The following is a 17,122-nucleotide window of genomic DNA, read 5'->3' as shown; positions in this document are numbered from 1 at the left end:
CGCCAGGGATACCGCGGAACCGGCTTTGCCGGGCCGCTGGTATCGCCCCCCTTGAGGGGGGAGGCGCCGTAGGCGCATCGGGGGGTGTTTCATTCAGGCCTCCAGCGAAGCGCCGCCGCAGACCTGGATGTCCTGCCCGGTGATCGCCGCGGCGAGCGGCGAGAGCAGGAAGGCCACCAGCGCCGCGACTTCCTCGGGCCGGATCAGCCGCCCCATGGGCGTCAGCCGGGGCTGCGACGACTGGCGCCGCGGGTCCTGCAGCATGGCGGTCTCGGTGGCCGCCGGCGAGACCACGTTGACCGTGACGCCCGCGGCTGCGACCTCCGCCGCCCAGCTGCGCGCCAGCGAAACCAGGGCCGCCTTGGTGGCCGCGTACTGGCTGCGGCCGGCGATGCCGCGCGCCACCCGGCTGCCCACCAGCACCACCCGCCCGCCGCCGGCGCCCACCATCCGGGGCACCAGCCGGTCGGCCAGGCGGGCGGCGGCGTCCACGTGCAGTCGCCACATCTGCTCGCCCGCGGCGCCGTCGAGTTGGCCCAGCCGGCCGACGCGCAGCACGCCGGCCGCGTGCACCAACGCCTGCACCGGGCCCTGCGCATGCAGAGCGGCCTCGGTCGCGGCGGCGTCGCACAGGTCCAGCTCGACCGAACGGAAGCGGCGATCCTCGATCTGCGCCGGCGCGCGGTCGAGGCCGGTCACCGACCAGCCCTCTGCCAGCAGCGCACGGCTGATGGCCAGGCCGATGCCCGAGCTGCTGCCGCTCACCAGTGCCCGCCGTTCCTCACTCGACACGGATCTGTCCTTCGGTGATGATCTTCTGCGACTTGGCCATGTCGGCCGCCTGGAAGCGGGCGAAGTCCTCCACCGAGCCCGGCGTGAAGACCAGCCCCTGCTGCGTGAAGCGCTCGCGCAGTTCCGAGGCCAGCGCCTTGTTCACTTCGGCGTTGAGCCGCTTCACGATCTCGGGCGGCGTCTTGGCCGGCGCCCAGAAACCGTACCAGCTGTAGAACTCGAAGCCCGGCAGGCTCTCGGCCACGGTCGGCACCTCCGGCAGGCTGGCGGCGCGCTTGTCCGAGGTCACGGCGATCACCCGCAGCATGCCCGAGCGGTGGTATTGCAGCGAGCCGAGGATCGGGTCGATGAAGCCGCCGATCTGGCCCCCGATCAGGTCCTGGAAGGCCGGCGCCGTGCCCTTGTAGGGCACCACCAGGTAGTCGATGCCGGCCGAGCGCTTCAACAGCTCGGTGGCCAGGTGCCCGGCCGATCCGATCGAGCCGACGGCGAAGGTCATCTTGCCGGGATTGGCCTTGGCATAGGCTTGCAGCGAGGCGATGTCGGTCACCGGCAGGCTCTTGCTGATCGCCACCGACAGCGGCGCCTTGGCGACCAGCGCCACCGGCGCGAAGTCCTGCGTCACCGCATACGGCACCGACTTCATGGTCATGGGGGCGGTCACGAAGGTGGAGGCGTTGAACAGCAGCGTGTGGCCGTCCGCCGCCGCCTTGGCGACCTGGTCGGCACCGATCACGCCGTTGCCGCCCGCCCTGTTCTCGATCACGAAGGGCTGGCCGAGCTGGTCCTGCAGCTTCTGCGCCACCGCGCGGCCCAGGGTGTCGAGGGTGCCGCCGGGCGGGAACGGAATGATCACCCGCACCGGGCGCGAGGGATAGGTCTGGGCCGACGCCGACCAGGCGCAAAGGCCCAGCACAACGGCGCCGAGCAGGCGGGTGGCGATCTTCATCCTGTTGTCTCCTGTTGGGTCGGCGCGTCCCGCGGAAGGCGCGCCGTGGCCCTAATCTAGGAATGCAAGGCAATCAGGTCAAATAATGTTTTCTGACATTGCCATCAATCCAACTGATACCGTAGCGCATGGACCAGCGACAGATCCAGTACTTCGTCTGCCTCTACGAGGAGGGCTCGGTGACCCGGGCCGCCCAGCGGCTGCATATCGTGCAGCCGGCGCTGAGCATGCAGATCGCGAAGCTCGAGGAGGAGCTCGGCCGCCAGCTGTTCGTGCGCGGCAGCAAGGGCATGACGCCGACCGAGCATGCCACCCACATGTACGCGCTGTTCCTGCCCGTGCTGGCGGATTTCGAACGGGCGCGGGCCCAGCTGCTCGCGACCAGCAGCGAACTGGCCGGGCACGCGCGCATCGGCCTGCCGGCCAGCATCGCGCAGGACATCCTGGCACCGGCGCTGCTCGCGTTCTCGTCCCGGCACCCGCAGGTGCGCGTCTCGGTGACCGAGGCCTACACCGAGGCGCTGGTGCAGGGCGTGGCCGCGGGCCAGCTCGACGCCGCGATCGTCAACAAGCCGCGGCGGCTGATGCTGAAGGCGCAGCCGGTGCTGCGCGAGGGCCTGGTGCTGGTCACCGCGACCTCGCACCGGCCGCTGCCGGCCCAGGTCGGCTTTCGCCAGGCCGTGAAGATGCCGCTGGTGCTGCCGACGCGCCAGCACGGCCTGCGGGCGATCGTCGAGAGCGCCTGCGAGGCCACCGGCCTGCAGCTGCACTGCGCCTGGGAGGTCGATTCGCTGGGCGCGATCATGCAGCTGGTGCAGCAGCGGCCCGAACTCGCCGCGCTGCTGCCGCGCACAGCCGTGCGCAGCCGGCTGGCGGAGGGCAGCCTGCGGGCGCACCGGGTGGTCGGCCCGGCGCTGGCGCGCGAGCTGGTCTGCGTCTCGCATCCGACGCGGCCGGTCGCGCCGCCGGCGGCCGCCTTTCTCGAGGTGCTGATCGGGCAGATCCGCGAGAGCGGCGGGCGCTGAGGCCTACTTGGCGAGCCGGGCGGCCGTGTCCGCAGTGCCGACCCAGCGGCTGATCTTGCTGCCGTCCTTCCAGTTGAAGACCTGGACCCATTCGGTCTCGTGCACCTTGCCGTCGGGGCGCGCCCGGCCCTTGGTGCGGCCCAGCACCGTCACGTGGCCGGGGCCTTCGAGGAACTCGCGCGGCTCGAACTCCAGGATCTCGTCGGCCTGCGCCAGCTTGCCGAAGAACTCGGCCACCTGCTGCTTGCCCCTGCAGGTTCCGCCGTAGGGCGTGCCGGTTTCCGGGCTGGCCAGGAACCGCCATTCCACATCATCGGCAAGGAGCTCGAGCAGCGCCGGTATGTCACGGCGGCCGAACGCGGCGTAGCCCTGCTTCGCAATCTCGGTGGGAGTACCCATGGCGACTCTCCTTGCAGATTTGAGGGGCGAGTATTTTAGTACTTCATTCGAGAGGTGGCGGCATCGTCACAAGCGGCTGTCGAAGGTGGCGCGAGAGAAACGACGGCTGCCTCCATGCCGGCGATCGGCCTTTTCTTCCGGGACGACCGAGGCATTCAATGCGTCCGCGACATCCGTGAGCTTCTGCAAGGTGGCATCGAATTTCCGAAGCTCGGCAGGCGACAGCGCGCCGAGCACCCTGTTGTTGAACGCCACGGATTTCGGAAACAGCTCGTCATGGATGGTTCGTCCGGCGGCGGTGAGCGAAATCCTCGAGCGGCGCTTGTCGGTCGCAACGATCTGGCGCGTCACCAGCTTCTTTTCGGTCAGGTCGGCAACGTGGCGTGAGATTCGCGCGCGCGTGAGATGGGCACGTTGCGCCAGCGCAGAGGGGGACAGGCCGTCTTGCGACGCGAGCATGCAGATCAACCGCCATTCGCGCCGGGTGATGCCATAGCGGCCTTCGCACAGCCTCGTGACCATGGCGCCGCTGCTGGCGAGCAGGCGGCTGAGCTTGTAGTTCAGGAGGTCCTCGACGACGACAGGCTGGGCGAACGACATGACAGCAGGATCGATAGTTGTATAGAAGAACTACCGCATCGACTCCTAGACTCGCCCGCAACTTCCATGACGAAAGGGCGATGGGTGATGATTCAGCAGCTTGAGCGCGATGCCAGAGTGGCGGGTTCCGACGTTTTTGATTTGAGCACATCGTGGCGCGGCTACCGCATCAACAAGATGTGCAATGCACTGTCGCAGGCGCAGAACCGCGACGCCTGCGCACGGGACGAGGAAGCCTTCATGGCGGCCTACTCCCTCACGGACGACGAGAAGGAACTGATGCGCAAACGCGACTTCCCGGGCCTCCTGGCGGCTGGCGGAAACATCTACTTCCTGATCAAGCTGGGCGTGGTGACGCGCAACGGGCTCTATCACATGGGTGCCCAGATGCGTGGCGAAAGCTACGAGCAATTTCTCTCCACCCGCAACCAGAGAGAGGCCGTCTGATGGGACGCATCGTTGCAGGGATCAGAACCTCCCACGTGCCTTCGATCGGCGGGGCGTACGACCGGGGTCGCGACAGCACGCCGGCCTGGAAGCCGCTCTTCGACGCCTACGTGCCGGTGCGCGCCTGGCTGAAAGAGATGGAGGTCGACGCCGCCATCATGGTCTACAACGATCACGGCGCGGATTTCTTCTTTGACAAGTACCCGACCTTTGCGGTCGGCTGCGCGGAAAGCTACGCCATTGCCGACGAGGGCTTCGGCGTCAGGCCCTTGCCGGTCATTCCGGGGGACCTGGCGTTCTCGCAACATCTGTGTCGCTCGCTGGTCTATGACGAATTCGACATCACCATCTGCCAGGAGATGCGCGTCGAGCACGGCTTCCTGGTGCCGATGCACCTGTGCTTCGAGCACGGCGAGAGCTGGCCCGTGCCGACGATCCCGATCGCCGTGAACGTGTTGCAGCATCCATTGCCGACCGCGCGCCGTTGCCATCGGCTGGGCCAGGCGATTGGCAGAGCGGTCGCGTCTTTCGAGCGCGACATCCGCGTGGCGATCATCGGCACGGGCGGCATGTCGCACCAGTTGACCGGCACGGAGTTCGGAGCCATGCACACGGAGAACGACCTGGACTTCCTGGAGCGGATCGAGTCCGACCCCGACAGCCTGCTGCAGCTCACGCACCAGCAGCTGATGGAGAAATTCGGAGTGGAAGGCATCGAACTGATCATGTGGCTCGTGATGCGCGGCGCGTTGCCCGACAACGTGCGTCGGATCCATCGCAACGACTACGCGCCGATGACGACCGGCATGGGGCTGATCACGCTGCAGGGGGACGCATGAATCGCACACAGGTAGGCATCGTCGGTGCGGGTCCGGCGGGATTGATGCTCTCCCACATGCTCCATCTGGAGGGGATCGAATCGGTGATCATCGAACGCGCCGGGCGCGAACACGTGCAAGGTCGGCTGCGAGCCGGGGTCCTCGAGCATGGCACCGTCGAGATGCTCAGGGAGGTCGGCCTTGGCGGTCGCATTGCCAGCGTCGGCCTGGAGCAGCACGCCATCGACTTTCGCTTCGGCGGCGAGTCGCATCGAATCGACTTCCACGAAGCCACGGGCGGACGCAGCGCGTGGGTGTATCCGCAGCACGAGGTTGTCGCAGACCTGATGGCTGCCCGGCTGCGCGCCGGCGCCGAAATGCGCTTCGATACGCCGGTCGAGCGCATCGAAGGCATCGATACCGCGCGCCCCGTGCTGCACTACGCGCAGGACGGCGCGCCGCGCGAACTGCATTGCGATTTCGTGGTCGGTTGCGACGGGTTTCGCGGGATCAGTCGCGGGGCGATACCGCCCAGCGTGCTCAAGACTTGCGACCGGGTGTATCCGTTCGGCTGGCTCGGCATCCTTGCGGAGGCGGCACCCTCGACCAACGAAGTGGTCTGGGGCTGCGACGAAGGCGGGTTCGCGATGCAAAGCATCCGCTCGCCCAGCGTGACTCGGCTGTACCTTCAATGCGAGCCGGACGAGAACCCTGACAACTGGTCGGACGACCGCATCTGGTCCGAGTTGCACCAGCGCCTCGATGTGCCGGGCATGCCACCCATCAACGAGGGGCGGATCACCCAGAAAGGTGTGACCGCCATGCGCAGCTTCCAGTCGGAGCCCATGCAGCACGGCCGGCTGTTCCTGGCCGGCGATGCCGCGCACATCGTGCCGCCCACGGGCGCCAAGGGTCTGAACTCTGCGATGGCTGACGTCAAGGTGCTGGGCCGCGCGTTGACCGCGTACTACCGGCGTGCGGACGAAGGCCTTCTGGCACGCTATTCGCAGACCTGCCTGAAGCGCATGTGGCTGGTGCAGCGCTTTTCCGGCGGGCTGTGCACGATGGTTCATCGGTTCTCGGGCGACAGCGTTTTCGCGCGGCGCCTCAAGCGTGCAGACCTCGACTACATGACCGGCACGCCAGCCGGGCGCCTTCAGTTCTCCGAGAACTTCACCGGGCTGCCCGTCGAGGCTTGAACGCACGAGGCGCTTGAACAGCCTGTTCTCGAGCTGCGTTCGTCATTCGACGACCACGACCTCTTCGAGCAAGGGCGCCGCGCTGGCCAGGGCCAGTTCGATCGCCGTGATCACGAAGGGCGCGACACCCGGCGCCCGGAAGTCGAGCAGCAGCCTGCTCGCATGAATGGTGGCTTCATTGGCATGCAGGAAGGCGACGATCTGGTCCCTCAGGGCGATCGGGTCCTCGGCGGCGCGCACCAGCGCGCGCGGAACGGCGCTCACCGGTGCCCGCGGGTGCAGCGACCCGGGTTCGCCCAGCCGGTTGACGTCGTCCGCGAAGTCGCTCAGGGTCGTGCTGTCGATGCCGTATTCCCGCGCATAGGTGCTCAGGGGCGCCAGCCCTCCCTCGGCGTAGGTCAGAACGTGGAACTCCTTGCGGCGGGGCCAGATGGCGGCCTGCGTGGTCCGCTCGATGCCGAGTGCCGATCCGGCCTCCTGCGGCTGCCTCGGCGGCGCGCGCAGGCGGATCGACGTCGGCGACAGCACCTCCACCGAGATCGATGCCGACACCGTGGCCGCCGCCTGGAACCAGTTGCGAAGACCGACCCCGCCCATGATCCGTGGCGTTCCGTTGGTGTTGGCGCGGCGGTTGATGGTGCCGAGGATCGGCTGCGGATCGTCGCCCAGGAACATCTCGAGGGTCTCGCCGTCCTGGCCCAGCAGGCGCTGGGCCGCAACGCCGACATTGAAGAAGCCCTGCGCGAAGTAGGTGGGCTGGAGGATGAACGTGAAGCCGCCGACGGCGGAGGCCGCGGGCTCGGTCCCGTCCTCCTCGCCGCGGGCGCGCTCCTCGGGCGTCGCCGGGGGATGCACGCCGTCGTCCACCTGGCCGCCGTTCCAGGGCGGATCGATCACCCGGATGAGGTCGTCCTCCAGGGCGGCGGCCAGGTTCAGGTGGAACTGGCCATAGTGCAGCAGGCCGTTGTCGGGCAGGGCCAGGATCTCGACCGCCGAGCCGCGCTCGAGCAGGGCCCGGATGTTCTTGTGGTTGCGGGCGTTGGTGCTTTGCGTCGGCGCCGGCCTTCGGTAGCCGGCCATGCGCCGGGCCAGCGGCTGCACCGCCCTGCCGACATACATGACCTGGCCGTCGCACACGAACGCATAGAGGATGTTGCGCTGGGTCGAATGCCGCGCCAGCGAAAAGTCCAGCGCAACGCCGTCCAGGAGCCAATGCCCTGCAGGGTCGAAGCCGATCTCGAGCAATCTGTTCATGCGCGTGCCCCTTGAATCCGGCGGCGGGCGAGCCGGCGCAAGCGTACGCCAAACTGCCGCCGGGTTGGCGCAGAATGCTCCGCCCGCGCAGCAAAAAATGGGGCTCGCGGCTTCATCACCTCGAGACAAGGAGACGATCATGGCATTCAATGGTTCGGCCATCGCGGCCGTTCTGGACGCAGCAGTCGCCAAGGGCGCCCTGCACGGCGTGGCGGCGGTGGTGGTCGATCGCAACGGCCAGCTGTTCCATCACGCCGCCGGCGAAGCGAATGAACGCAGCATGTTCCGCAATGCGTCGATGACCAAGGCGGCGGCCACGACGGCCGCGCTGCAGCTCGTGGAGCAAGGGCGGCTCGGCCTCGATGCCACCGTCGAATCGGTCTTGCCGGAGTTCGGCCGGCTGCTGGTGCTCGACGGCTTCGACGGCGACACGCCGCGCCTGCGGCCCCCCGCCAGCCAGGCCACGGTGCGCCAGCTCATGACGCACACGGCAGGGCTGGGTTACTTCTTCACCAACGAGAAGCTGCTGCGCTACCACGCGGTGACAGGCGAGCCGAACCCGTTGTCGGGCCTGAAGCGCAGCCTGTCGGCGCCGCTGGTCAACGACCCGGGCACCGCCTGGGAGTACGGCGTCAACACCGACTGGCTGGGCCTGATCGTCGAAAAGATCTCGGGCCAGAGCCTGGGCAGCTACCTGCGCCAGTTCGTCTGGGGGCCGCTCGGCATGAACGACTCGACCTTCGAACCCAGCCCCGAACAGCGCGGGCGCCTGCTGCGCGTGATGCAGCGCCAGCCCGACGGCAAGCTCGCGCCCTCGGCGCTCGACCTGCCGGCCAGCTCGGAATGGGAAGCCGCCGGCCACGGCTCCTATGGCACGGTGCAGGACTACGGCCGCTTCGTGCAGGCCTGGCTCAACGACGGCGCCGGCATCCTGAAACCGGCCACGGTCGAGCTGGCACTGCAGAACCACATCGGCCGGATCCAGCTGCCGGCGCTGATGAAGTCGACCGTGCCGGAACTGTCGAACGACGTGCCCGGACTGCCGGTCCCGCAGGGCTGGGGCCTGGGCTTCCATCTGACCTTGGCCGACCTGCCGGGCATGCGCAGCAACGGCACCGGCGACTGGGCCGGTGTCTTCAATTCCTACTATTGGATCGACCGCGCGAAGGGCATCGGCGGCGTGCTGATGACGCAGCTGCTGCCCTTCTTCGACATGCCCGTCGTCGAGACGCTGATGGGTTTCGAGCTGGGGGTGTACCAGCAGGTGGGCGCGGCCGTGCCCGCGGCCTGAAGCCGCGCCCTTGGGCTACTTCTGCACGCCGACCGAGCCTGCGCCCTGAGCCTGGCCGTCGAGCTTCGCGCCCGAGCCGGCCAAGCCGCCGGCGGAGCCCGCCACGCCGCCCAGCGTGCCGCCCACGGTGTTCGTCACGCCGCCGATCGCGCCGCCTGCGGTGCTGTCCAAACCGCCAGTGGCGGGTGCGTGCATCCCGGTACCCGCACCGACACCGGCTCCGGCGCCGACACCAACGCCTGCGCCAGTCTTGCTGCGAGCGGCCGCCGCGGCCGCGTCGGTGCGCACGCGGGCATCCGCGCCGGCGGTCTGCTTCGGAACCGGTTTGACGTTGGCGTCGACGCCGGCGCCGGCAGCGACGCCCACGCCCAGGTTCGGCGTCGCGATCGCTTGGGCATGCGCGCCTCCGCCTGCCGCCAAGGCGCCGGCCAGCAGAGTGCCGAGAAGGATGCGATTGGCGTGTTGTTGCTTCTTCATGGTGATTGTCCTTTTCAAGTGGATGGGTCTTGCTCGACGAACCGGCCCTCGGCCCACGTTCTGCTCGAACCGTAAGGACCGGGGGCATGGCGCCCTGTGCGCCACCACCCCCGCTGCACGTGGGAACCGGCCGTCGGCGAGATCGAGGGCTGGCGCGTTCGGGTGCGTATCACGACCTATCATGTCGAGGCATGAAGACCCAGTACTACACCGCCTGCAGCCTGGACGGATTCATCGCCACGGACGACCATTCGCTGGAATGGCTGTTCCCGCTCGGTGACATCAACGACACCAGCTACCCCGTTTTCATCCGGGGCGTCGGTGCACTCGCGATGGGATCGTCGACCTATGAATGGATGCTGCGCCACGTCGTCGGGGCGGGGGCCGCATGGCCCTACTCGCAACCCGCATGGGTGTTCAGCAGCCGCGAATTGCCCGGTGTTCCCTCGGCCCCCATCCACTTCGTCCGAGGCGATGTGCGGCCGGTGCACGATGCCATGAAGCGGGCCGCCGGGGGCAAGAACATCTGGCTCGTCGGCGGCGGCGACCTGGTCGGGCAGTTTCATGACGCCGGACTGCTCGACGAAGTCATTGTCCAGGTCGGATCCGTGACGCTGGGCTCGGGCAGGCCCCTGCTTCCGCGTCGCATCGTGTCGCCGTCCTTGCAACTCACGGCGGCGAAGTTCGTCGGGCCGGGCTTTGCGGAGCTCACCTACTCGGTGCCTTCGGGCGCAGCCCCATCCAGACAGCCAAGCTGATATCTCCCATGGTCACCTGCTACCTGCGCTACCTCATCGATCCGTTCAAGCTCGAGGAATTCGAGCACTACGGCAAGCTGTGGATTCCCCTGGTCGAGAAGTTCGGCGGCAAGCACCATGGCTACTTCTTGCCATCGGAAGGCGCGAACAACATCGCGCTCGCGATGTTCACGTTTCCAAGCCTTGCGGCGTACGAGGAATATCGCACCTTGTCCGCGGCCGACGCAGAGTGCCAGGCTGCCTTCAAGTACGCGGAAGACACGCGCTGCATCCTCAGCTACGAACGCAGCTTCTTCAGGCCTGTCTTCGGGTGAGCGCCTGCGGCTGCAACGCCACGTGAATCCTGTAAGCGATCGTCTCACGCGATCGCTTCGCTGCGGCCTACGGGCATCGACTCACGCCTGATTTGAAATGCTGCATCTCCGGCGGGAGCCACGCGCGGAGGGCGCGAGTGGCTCGCCGGGCCCAAGGAGCGAACCATGCCCGATGCCACCGGCCCGAGTGCCCCGGAGAAGGAGCCGACCTCCACGCCGACGCCCGTCGAAGCCTCGCGCCGCGGCTTCATTCGAAACGCGATCCTCTACGCCATGTTCGCCGGCACCGGCGTCAGCATGTATGGCTGCGGCGGCGGAGGTAGCGGCGGTGGCGGTGGTGGCGGCCTTGTCGGAGGCGTTGGCGGCACGGGAAGTACGCCACCCGAGACGTCGCCGACCTTCGTCCACGGCGTCGGCAGCGGCGACCCGCTGTCCGATCGCGTGATCTTGTGGACCCGCGTCACGGTCGCCAGTCCCGGAGCGCTCAACCTGAGCTGGGAAGTCGCCAGCGATTCCAACTTCGGTGCCATCGTCGCGCGAGGCACGGTCGGCACCGGGCCCGAGCAGGACTACACCGTCAAGGTGGATGCGACCGGCCTGCGGCCCGCGAGCGTGTACTTCTATCGCTTCATGCTCGGCGCCGAGCTCTCGCCCGTGGGGCGCACGCAGACGCTGCCGGTGGGCAGCGTGTCGCGGCTTCGGCTCGGCATCGTCTCGTGCTCGAACTTTCCGTCGGGCTATTTCAATGTCTGTGCCGATCTCGCCAAGCGCACCGACATCGATGTCGTGTTGCACCTGGGCGACTACATCTACGAGTACGGCCCGCTCGGCTATGCCTCGCAGCTGGCGATCGCGATCGACCGCGAATCGGCGCCGTCTCACGAGATCCTGTCGCTCGAAGACTATCGGCGGCGCCATCGCCAGAACCGCGCGGACCCGGACCTGATCGCGCTTCATGCCAAGGTACCGGTGATCGCCATCTGGGACGACCACGACGTGGCGGACAACGCGTGGTCCGGCGGGGCGAAGAACCACGACCCGGCCACCGAGGGGAGCTTCGCCGCCCGGCGCGCCGCGGCGACACAGGCGTTCCGCGAATGGCTTCCCGTCCGCATGCCCGATCCGGCCGACTTGCAGAAGATCTATCGCTCGTTCGACTTCGGCACGCTGGCGTCGCTGCACATGCTCGACACGCGTCTGATCGGCCGCGACGAGCAGGTGAGCCTCGACAGCTATGTCGCGGGCGGTGCTTCCGCCCCGACGCGCCAACTGCTCGGCCCCGACCAGTCCGCCTGGTTGTCGACGCGAATGGCCGCTTCCGGCGCGACCTGGCAGGTGCTGGGCTCGCAGGTCCTGATGGCCCGCATGGAGATCCCGCTGAGCATCGCCAGCGCCTTCAACGCGCAGACCCTCGGCGCCTTCCTGCTGGCGCAGTCGACCCCCGAGCCGCTGCGCAGCGACGAGCAACGCGCACTGCTGGCGCAGCGGCGTGTTCCCTACAACCTGGATGCATGGGACGGCTACCCGGCGGCGCGCGAGAGCGTGCTGGCCGCCGCGCGCTCGATGGGCAAGAACCTCGTCTCGCTCGCCGGCGACACGCACAACGCGTGGGCGAGCAACCTGACCGACGCCAACGGCCAGCGCGTGGGCGTGGAGTTCGCGACCGCCTCCATCTCGTCGCCGGGCTTCGAGCGCGTGCTGCCCGTCATCAGCAGCACGGTGCTGTCCGATGCCTTCCCGAAGATGGTGAAGGACCTGCGCTATGCCGAGACGAGCAAGCGCGGCTATGTCATCATCACGCTGACGCCCGCCGAGGTCCGCGCCGATTTCATGGAAATCAGCACCGTGCTGAGTCACGACTACAGCACTCGGACCGCGATGAGCCTTCATGCCCTGCCGGGTGCCAGCGGCCTTGATGTGCTGCCGGCGTAGCAGGAAAGGAGGTCCAAAATGGAACGCATTTTCTGGATTGCGCTGTGGCTGGTCTGCGGAATGTTGGCCGCATACGAGATCGGCCTGCGCGACACGGCGTTGGAGAGCGACCCTGCCTTGGCGGTCTTGTATGGGGCGGCGGGCACCTTGGGGCTCTGGATGATGGTCCGGCGTGCGGTGCGCGCGAGGCGGCCGGCGCGCCTTGTTCCGCCTTTGGCGCTGAGCTTGGCCGGTCCGGCCGCCATCGCCTGGCTCATCCGCCAGGGAAAGCCTGCGCCGGAATGGATCGACACGCTCTTTGGCGCATCCAGCTTTCTCGCTTTCTCCGCCTGCGTCATCGTGGTCGGGATGATCATCGCGTGGCGACGGCGTGAATCGGATCGCGATCGGCGCCAAAGGGAGATGCGGGAGTCGGCACGACGGCGGTTGGAGGAGCGGCCGTCTTCGGGGCCGATGCAGGAGTTCGCCGACGAGCTGGAATATCCTCCCGCAGTGGATGAAGCTGAGCTGCTGCCTGCGCGAATAGTGAAACGCTGAGGTGGGTGGCCCGGCAGTGCTCGGCCGCAGCGGGTACCCTCCATGGCAATGAGCCAGCCAGAACCTCGCCCCGCCTCCGTCTGGAACCGCTTCTGGTCTCCGAAGAGCTTCCTCGAACGGTTTCCGCCCGAGGCCTCCGACGAAGAGGCAGAAGCCATCGCGCAACGCAACGATCTCTGGCTCAAGACCTACATGGACATGTACATCCTCCGCTGGGGCGCGCTATGGGCGGCCTCGGTGGTGGTGGCGCTGCTCCTGCTGGAAGCGGGGGGCCTGCTGTTCGCACTGGCCCTGGTGGTGAATCTCGCGGCGTTGGTGGGGCTGGCGGGGATGATCGCGACCTATAGGCGGGCGGCGCGGGCTGTGGTGGACCGGATTGGGAAACGCAAGTAAGGCGTTCCCGTTGATCGTCCGAGTTCATTGGCGGCTTACAGCTCGTCCCGGCGCTGTCTTCGGTCTTTGGTTGAACCGAGCGGAACTCGCCCGGCGATCACCTAAGCGAAATCGAAGCGAAGCAAAATTGCCGAGAAAGCAGCCCGGCACTCAAGCCTTCCGTTGTCCCTTGCCACGGCGGCACGCGAACCAGGCCGTAGGCCATCCGCCTACTTGGACAAGAAACCGGTGCACCACTGCTGCTCGCAGGGCACGCCGTCGTGGTTGCCGTCCATTTGAGTACCGGGACAATTCTTCAGGAAGAACTTGGCCTCGCTGCAGGATGTCATCTGCGAGCAATGGGTCCGACCATCGCATCGGTAGCCTCCCACCAACGGCTCGGCAATAACGGTCTCCGCAGACGGCAGCGCGGCAGCCGGCGCAAGCCGCGCCGAATGACGTTGGTATTGCGAATAGCCGTAGGCCCCGATGACGACCACGATCACGAAGCCGATGAGAGCGCTGATCGGCGAGCGCCTTGCGTCAGTCGTGGGCCGCGATGGCGAACGCGGATACGTGGACGGCCTGCCAAGTGCTTCCCGATAGACGTTCACCGCTTGCGGCCTCCCGTCCTTGCCGCGACCCAGTTCGTAGGTGACCGTCTCGCCCACAGTGGGCCGGGATCCGTCCCTTGGGAGCGCGCTGATGTGGACGAACAGTTCGCGGCCGCCGTCTCGTGGCGCGATGAAGCCGAAGCCACGCTCGTCGTTCCAGCTTCTGAGTTTTCCGGTGAGTGCCATGTTCGACCAAGCGTTGTTGCAGGAGGTGCCAGCACCGCAAAACTATACCGACAGTTTTCGGCGTGCTGCTCGGCCGGGAGGTGGGCGTACGTCAACGGACGCCGTACGGCGCGAACACTTCCACGGTCCAGTCGACAAAGGCGCGCAGCTTGGCGCTCGGGTGCCGACTGGACGGGTAGGCTATCGACACGGGCATCGGCGGCGGTTCCCAGTCGGCCAGCAACTCGACCAGTGCCCCACTCTCGACGTGCGGCTGCGCCATGAACGCAAAGGTCTGCGCCACGCCAAGCCCAGTCAGTACCGCCGTCAGGTGGGCCGTGCTCTCGTTGACCGCAATGACCGCATGCCCGTTGATCTCGATGCACTCATCGCCGCGCTCGTAGTGCGGAGGAATGTAGCGCCCCGTACGCGACGAGAAATAGCTCACCACCCGGTGTCCGTCGAGCAGGTCGGCCGGCGTCGCGGGCACGCCGTGGCGCTTCAGGTAGTCGGGTGTGGCGCAGGTCATGTAGGACATCCGAGCGACGCGACGTGCCACCAGCGACGGGTCGCTCAGCACCCCACCGCGGAGCACGCAATCCACCCCTTCGCCGATCAGGTGGACCGGCCGGTCACCCACGCCGAGCTCGAGCAGGATGTCCGGGTAGCGCGCGTGAAACGCCGGCAGCCTGGGGATCAGGATCCGGTTGGCCAGCGAGGAGCCGATGTCCACACGCAGCCGGCCTCTGGGACGGGTCTGTGCATTCGTGACATCGGCCTCGATGTCGTCGATCTCGTCCAGCACCCGCAAGATGCGCTCGTAGTAAGCCGCGCCCTCGGGCGTCACCGTGACACGCCGCGTCGTGCGCTGCAGCAGCTTCACACGCAAGTGGCTCTCCAGTTGCTGAACGAGCTTGGTCACGCTGGGCTTCGGCAGCTGCAGCAGATCGGCCGCCCGCGTGAAGGTGCCGGCTTCGACGACCCGGGCGAAAACGCGCATGGCTGCGATCTGGTCCACCGCCAGATTATTGGCGATCTGGAAATAAACATGTCCGGTTCACCGTCTTGGTCGCCTCAGGCTCGAAGCCGACACTTGCCGGCAAGCGATCCAAGCCCTATCGCGATGCCACTGGCGCAGGACGCACGCAAGCGTCGGCGCTCCAACTACAGGGCCAACCAGCCGAAAAGGAAATATCCAAATGACCACCAAGATCCAACAAGTTCTGATGACGGGCAAGACCCATACGACGGCCAGCCGCCGCGCAGGCGGCCCGCGCGACGATGCGCACGTCGACATCCGGATGTCGACGCCCGGAAAGACCGGCCATGAAATCGTGCTCGAGGCGGTCGAGCTGCATCCCACCGCAGAACAGTTGTTCGCCGGAGCCTGGTCGGCCTGCTACACCGGCGCGCTGGGCGTCGCAGCCAAGGCGAAGAAGGTGGCGCTGCCCGCCGACATGGCCGTCGACATCGAAGTCGACCTCGGCCAGACCGGCGGTGCGTACTTTCTCCAGGCCCGGATCGATGTGCGCATGCCCGGCGTCGCACATGACGTGGCCGAGGCCATCGCGCATGCGGCGCATCAGATGTGCCCTTATTCGAAGGCCGTCCACGGCAACATCGACGTCGCCACGAACGTGATCGCCGCGGAAGCCCTGGCTGCGCAATAACTCGGCCTCATCAGAAACCGAAGCTCGCTGTCGACTCGACAGCGAGCGCGACGAATCACTCATCCTCCTGGAGAAAACAATGTCCAAGCCCCTCTCTGACAAAGTAGCCCTCGTCACCGGCGGTTCACGCGGCATCGGGGCCGCCATCGCGCGCCGACTGGCGCACGACGGCGCCGATGTCGCCATCAGCTATTCGGCCTCTCCCGACCGCGCTGAAGCGCTGGTCAAGGAACTGCAGGATCTGGGCGTGCGCGCCGCAGCCTTTCAGGCCGACCAAGCCGATCCGCTGCAGGTCGAGGCGCTGGTCAACGACACCGCTCGCCGTTTCGGCAAGCTCGACATCCTCGTCAACAACGCCGGCGTGTTCGTGGTCGGCCAGGTCGGCGCGCCAGACAGCAACGTCGCCGCCCTGGAACGCCAGTTCGCCATCAACGTCGGCGGCGTGGCCGCTGCCGTGCGCGCCGCAGTGCCACTGATCAGCGACCATGGTCGCATCATCTCGATTGGCTCCGGCGCCGCCGATCGCACGCCCTGGCCAGGTGTGGCCGACTATTCGGCGACGAAGGCAGCTGTATCCGCCTACACCCGCGGCTGGGCGCGCGACCTCGCCCCACGCGGCATCACCGTCAACACCGTGCAGCCAGGCTCGATCGACACCGAGATGAACCCGCAGGACGGCGACTTCGCCGCCGTGCAGAAGGCAGCCATTCCGCTCGGCCGCTATGGCCGGCCCGAAGAGATCGCGGCGGCGGTAGCTTTCCTCGCAGGCCCCGACGCCAGCTTCATCACGGGCATTTCACTCGATGTTGACGGAGGCGCTGGGGCGTGATCGCCAGGCCTGGCAACAGCAGGGCGCCATCGAGTGGCGAGCATTGGGCTTGCACAGTGCTCTTGTTGCATCTCGGCTCGCGAACCTGCGCCCACAGCGCGGTGCCTGCAGTCAGCTGAACAGCATCGCGCCCACAGAATTGGGGATTCGGGCACCGGCGCTTGTGCCTAGGCTACTCGGCGCTGCAACAACCGGCCCAGGCGCGCCCGCGGGCCCGAATTTCCAACGAGGAGGAAGTCGATGTCCGCAAATCCGAACGCGAGCTGGAATGCCTTCGATGTCTGGCGCCAGTGGATGCAGCAGCCACCTGGTGCCTTCGTTCAGCCCATACTGCCCGGCTGGTCGCTGAACATCAACAGCAACAATTCCACGGCACCCGAGACCGAGGTCGACATCGTTGCCAAGCACAGCTACGGTCGCCAGATCGGCCGTATCTCGGATGCGCTTCGCGAATTGATCCAGGATGCACACCCCGAGTTGCCCGAGACCGGACCGCTGAAGGACTTCTTGACGATGTGGAACGACATCGAGAAAGTGAAGCTCGAAGCTGCGTCGGAACGACTCGGGCGGATTGCCTCCGACCTGGCGTTGCTAAAGGGCAAGGACCGCGACCGATACCGGAAGCTGCGCGATGCCTTGGGGCGGGCGCTGAAGCAAACCGAATAAACGGCTTCGGCGAT

The 17,122-nt window shown here is 67.1% G+C and carries 21 protein-coding genes; 13 read left to right on the top strand and 8 right to left on the bottom strand.

All coding sequences use genetic code 11. The annotated features are described in order from the left end of the window. Positions 1-93: 93 nt before the first annotated feature. Together QZH52_RS24910 and QZH52_RS24905 are read right to left on the bottom strand one after the other, a co-directional pair. Positions 94-792, bottom strand: coding sequence for an SDR family NAD(P)-dependent oxidoreductase (locus tag QZH52_RS24910; RefSeq protein WP_301813271.1), 699 nt, complete (start codon positions 790-792; stop codon positions 94-96). Continuing rightward, on the bottom strand, positions 782-1,741 hold the full coding sequence (locus tag QZH52_RS24905) for a Bug family tripartite tricarboxylate transporter substrate binding protein (RefSeq protein ID WP_286521790.1): 960 nt from the start codon (positions 1,739-1,741) through the stop codon (positions 782-784). The genes QZH52_RS24910 and QZH52_RS24905 overlap by 11 nt, the downstream gene beginning before the upstream one ends. Positions 1,742-1,869: 128 nt before the next feature. Between QZH52_RS24905 and QZH52_RS24900 the strand changes: the two genes are divergently transcribed. Beyond that, a complete protein-coding gene (locus tag QZH52_RS24900; RefSeq protein ID WP_301813270.1) occupies positions 1,870-2,766 on the top strand; it encodes a LysR family transcriptional regulator in 897 nt (298 codons plus the stop codon). A 3-nt stretch (positions 2,767-2,769) separates the two neighbouring features. Here QZH52_RS24900 and QZH52_RS24895 read toward each other — a convergent pair whose 3' ends face one another. Together QZH52_RS24895 and QZH52_RS24890 are read right to left on the bottom strand one after the other, a co-directional pair. Further along, a complete protein-coding gene (locus QZH52_RS24895; protein ID WP_301813268.1) occupies positions 2,770-3,165 on the bottom strand; it encodes a nuclear transport factor 2 family protein in 396 nt (131 codons plus the stop codon). Between the two features lie 66 nt (positions 3,166-3,231). Then, the gene (locus QZH52_RS24890) at positions 3,232-3,765 is read right to left on the bottom strand and encodes a MarR family winged helix-turn-helix transcriptional regulator (protein WP_301813267.1); all 534 of its coding nucleotides are present in this window, start codon (positions 3,763-3,765) and stop codon (positions 3,232-3,234) included. 87 nt (positions 3,766-3,852) lie between these two features. On the opposite strand from QZH52_RS24890, the gene QZH52_RS24885 reads away from it, so the two are divergent. From QZH52_RS24885 to QZH52_RS24875, 3 genes are read left to right on the top strand one after another with little or no spacing between them, the layout of a single operon-like run. Next, positions 3,853-4,212 carry a protocatechuate 3,4-dioxygenase gene (locus QZH52_RS24885; protein ID WP_301813265.1) on the top strand — a complete coding sequence of 120 codons (360 nt, stop codon included), beginning with the start codon at positions 3,853-3,855 and terminating at the stop codon, positions 4,210-4,212. Between the two features lie 35 nt (positions 4,213-4,247). Beyond that, positions 4,248-5,051, top strand: coding sequence for a class III extradiol dioxygenase family protein (locus tag QZH52_RS24880; protein WP_366919319.1), 804 nt, complete (start codon positions 4,248-4,250; stop codon positions 5,049-5,051). Beyond that, a complete protein-coding gene (locus QZH52_RS24875) occupies positions 4,940-6,229 on the top strand; it encodes a 4-hydroxybenzoate 3-monooxygenase (RefSeq protein WP_301813261.1) in 1,290 nt (429 codons plus the stop codon). The genes QZH52_RS24880 and QZH52_RS24875 overlap by 112 nt, the downstream gene beginning before the upstream one ends. A 42-nt stretch (positions 6,230-6,271) precedes the next feature. Here the strand turns inward: QZH52_RS24875 and QZH52_RS24870 are convergent, their stop codons facing one another. After that, the gene (locus QZH52_RS24870) at positions 6,272-7,483 is read right to left on the bottom strand and encodes a GIY-YIG nuclease family protein (RefSeq protein ID WP_301813259.1); all 1,212 of its coding nucleotides are present in this window, start codon (positions 7,481-7,483) and stop codon (positions 6,272-6,274) included. Between the two features lie 139 nt (positions 7,484-7,622). Here QZH52_RS24870 and QZH52_RS24865 point away from each other — a divergent pair, with 139 nt between their 5' ends. Further along, on the top strand, positions 7,623-8,774 hold the full coding sequence (locus QZH52_RS24865; protein WP_301813257.1) for a serine hydrolase domain-containing protein: 1,152 nt from the start codon (positions 7,623-7,625) through the stop codon (positions 8,772-8,774). Between the two features lie 15 nt (positions 8,775-8,789). Here the strand turns inward: QZH52_RS24865 and QZH52_RS24860 are convergent, their stop codons facing one another. Further along, a complete protein-coding gene (locus tag QZH52_RS24860) occupies positions 8,790-9,251 on the bottom strand; it encodes an adhesin (RefSeq protein ID WP_301813255.1) in 462 nt (153 codons plus the stop codon). A gap of 191 nt (positions 9,252-9,442) precedes the next feature. On the opposite strand from QZH52_RS24860, the gene QZH52_RS24855 reads away from it, so the two are divergent. The 5 genes from QZH52_RS24855 (at position 9,443) to QZH52_RS24835 (ending at position 13,185) form a co-directional block, all read left to right on the top strand. Continuing rightward, positions 9,443-10,009, top strand: coding sequence for a dihydrofolate reductase family protein (locus tag QZH52_RS24855; protein ID WP_301813253.1), 567 nt, complete (start codon positions 9,443-9,445; stop codon positions 10,007-10,009). A gap of 8 nt (positions 10,010-10,017) precedes the next feature. Continuing rightward, positions 10,018-10,323 carry an NIPSNAP family protein gene (locus QZH52_RS24850; RefSeq protein WP_301813251.1) on the top strand — a complete coding sequence of 102 codons (306 nt, stop codon included), beginning with the start codon at positions 10,018-10,020 and terminating at the stop codon, positions 10,321-10,323. Positions 10,324-10,488: 165 nt separating this feature from the next. Next, positions 10,489-12,255: an alkaline phosphatase D family protein gene (locus tag QZH52_RS24845; protein WP_301813249.1), complete on the top strand. Its 1,767-nt coding sequence runs from the start codon at positions 10,489-10,491 to the stop codon at positions 12,253-12,255. 18 nt (positions 12,256-12,273) lie between these two features. Further along, entirely contained in the window at positions 12,274-12,792 is a 519-nt protein-coding gene (locus QZH52_RS24840) for a hypothetical protein (RefSeq protein WP_301813248.1), read from the top strand. 42 nt (positions 12,793-12,834) lie between these two features. Beyond that, on the top strand, positions 12,835-13,185 hold the full coding sequence (locus QZH52_RS24835; protein ID WP_301813246.1) for a hypothetical protein: 351 nt from the start codon (positions 12,835-12,837) through the stop codon (positions 13,183-13,185). A gap of 209 nt (positions 13,186-13,394) precedes the next feature. Here QZH52_RS24835 and QZH52_RS24830 read toward each other — a convergent pair whose 3' ends face one another. Both QZH52_RS24830 and QZH52_RS24825 read right to left on the bottom strand, forming a co-directional pair. Beyond that, complete coding sequence (locus tag QZH52_RS24830; RefSeq protein ID WP_301813244.1) at positions 13,395-13,964, bottom strand: cold shock domain-containing protein; 570 nt, start codon at positions 13,962-13,964, stop codon at positions 13,395-13,397. A gap of 91 nt (positions 13,965-14,055) precedes the next feature. Continuing rightward, positions 14,056-14,961, bottom strand: coding sequence for a LysR family transcriptional regulator (locus QZH52_RS24825; protein ID WP_301813242.1), 906 nt, complete (start codon positions 14,959-14,961; stop codon positions 14,056-14,058). Between the two features lie 181 nt (positions 14,962-15,142). On the opposite strand from QZH52_RS24825, the gene QZH52_RS24820 reads away from it, so the two are divergent. From QZH52_RS24820 to QZH52_RS24810, 3 genes are all read left to right on the top strand, one after another. Next, complete coding sequence (locus tag QZH52_RS24820; RefSeq protein WP_301813239.1) at positions 15,143-15,613, top strand: Ohr family peroxiredoxin; 471 nt, start codon at positions 15,143-15,145, stop codon at positions 15,611-15,613. A gap of 79 nt (positions 15,614-15,692) precedes the next feature. Then, the gene (locus QZH52_RS24815) at positions 15,693-16,442 is read left to right on the top strand and encodes an SDR family NAD(P)-dependent oxidoreductase (protein ID WP_301813237.1); all 750 of its coding nucleotides are present in this window, start codon (positions 15,693-15,695) and stop codon (positions 16,440-16,442) included. 240 nt (positions 16,443-16,682) lie between these two features. Continuing rightward, positions 16,683-17,108: a hypothetical protein gene (locus QZH52_RS24810; protein WP_301813235.1), complete on the top strand. Its 426-nt coding sequence runs from the start codon at positions 16,683-16,685 to the stop codon at positions 17,106-17,108. Positions 17,109-17,122: the final 14 nt, after the last annotated feature.

This window comes from Variovorax ginsengisoli (assembly GCF_030486595.1).
Classification (GTDB): domain Bacteria; phylum Pseudomonadota; class Gammaproteobacteria; order Burkholderiales; family Burkholderiaceae_C; genus Variovorax; species Variovorax ginsengisoli_B.
This window is presented reverse-complemented; position numbering and strand designations above follow the sequence as displayed.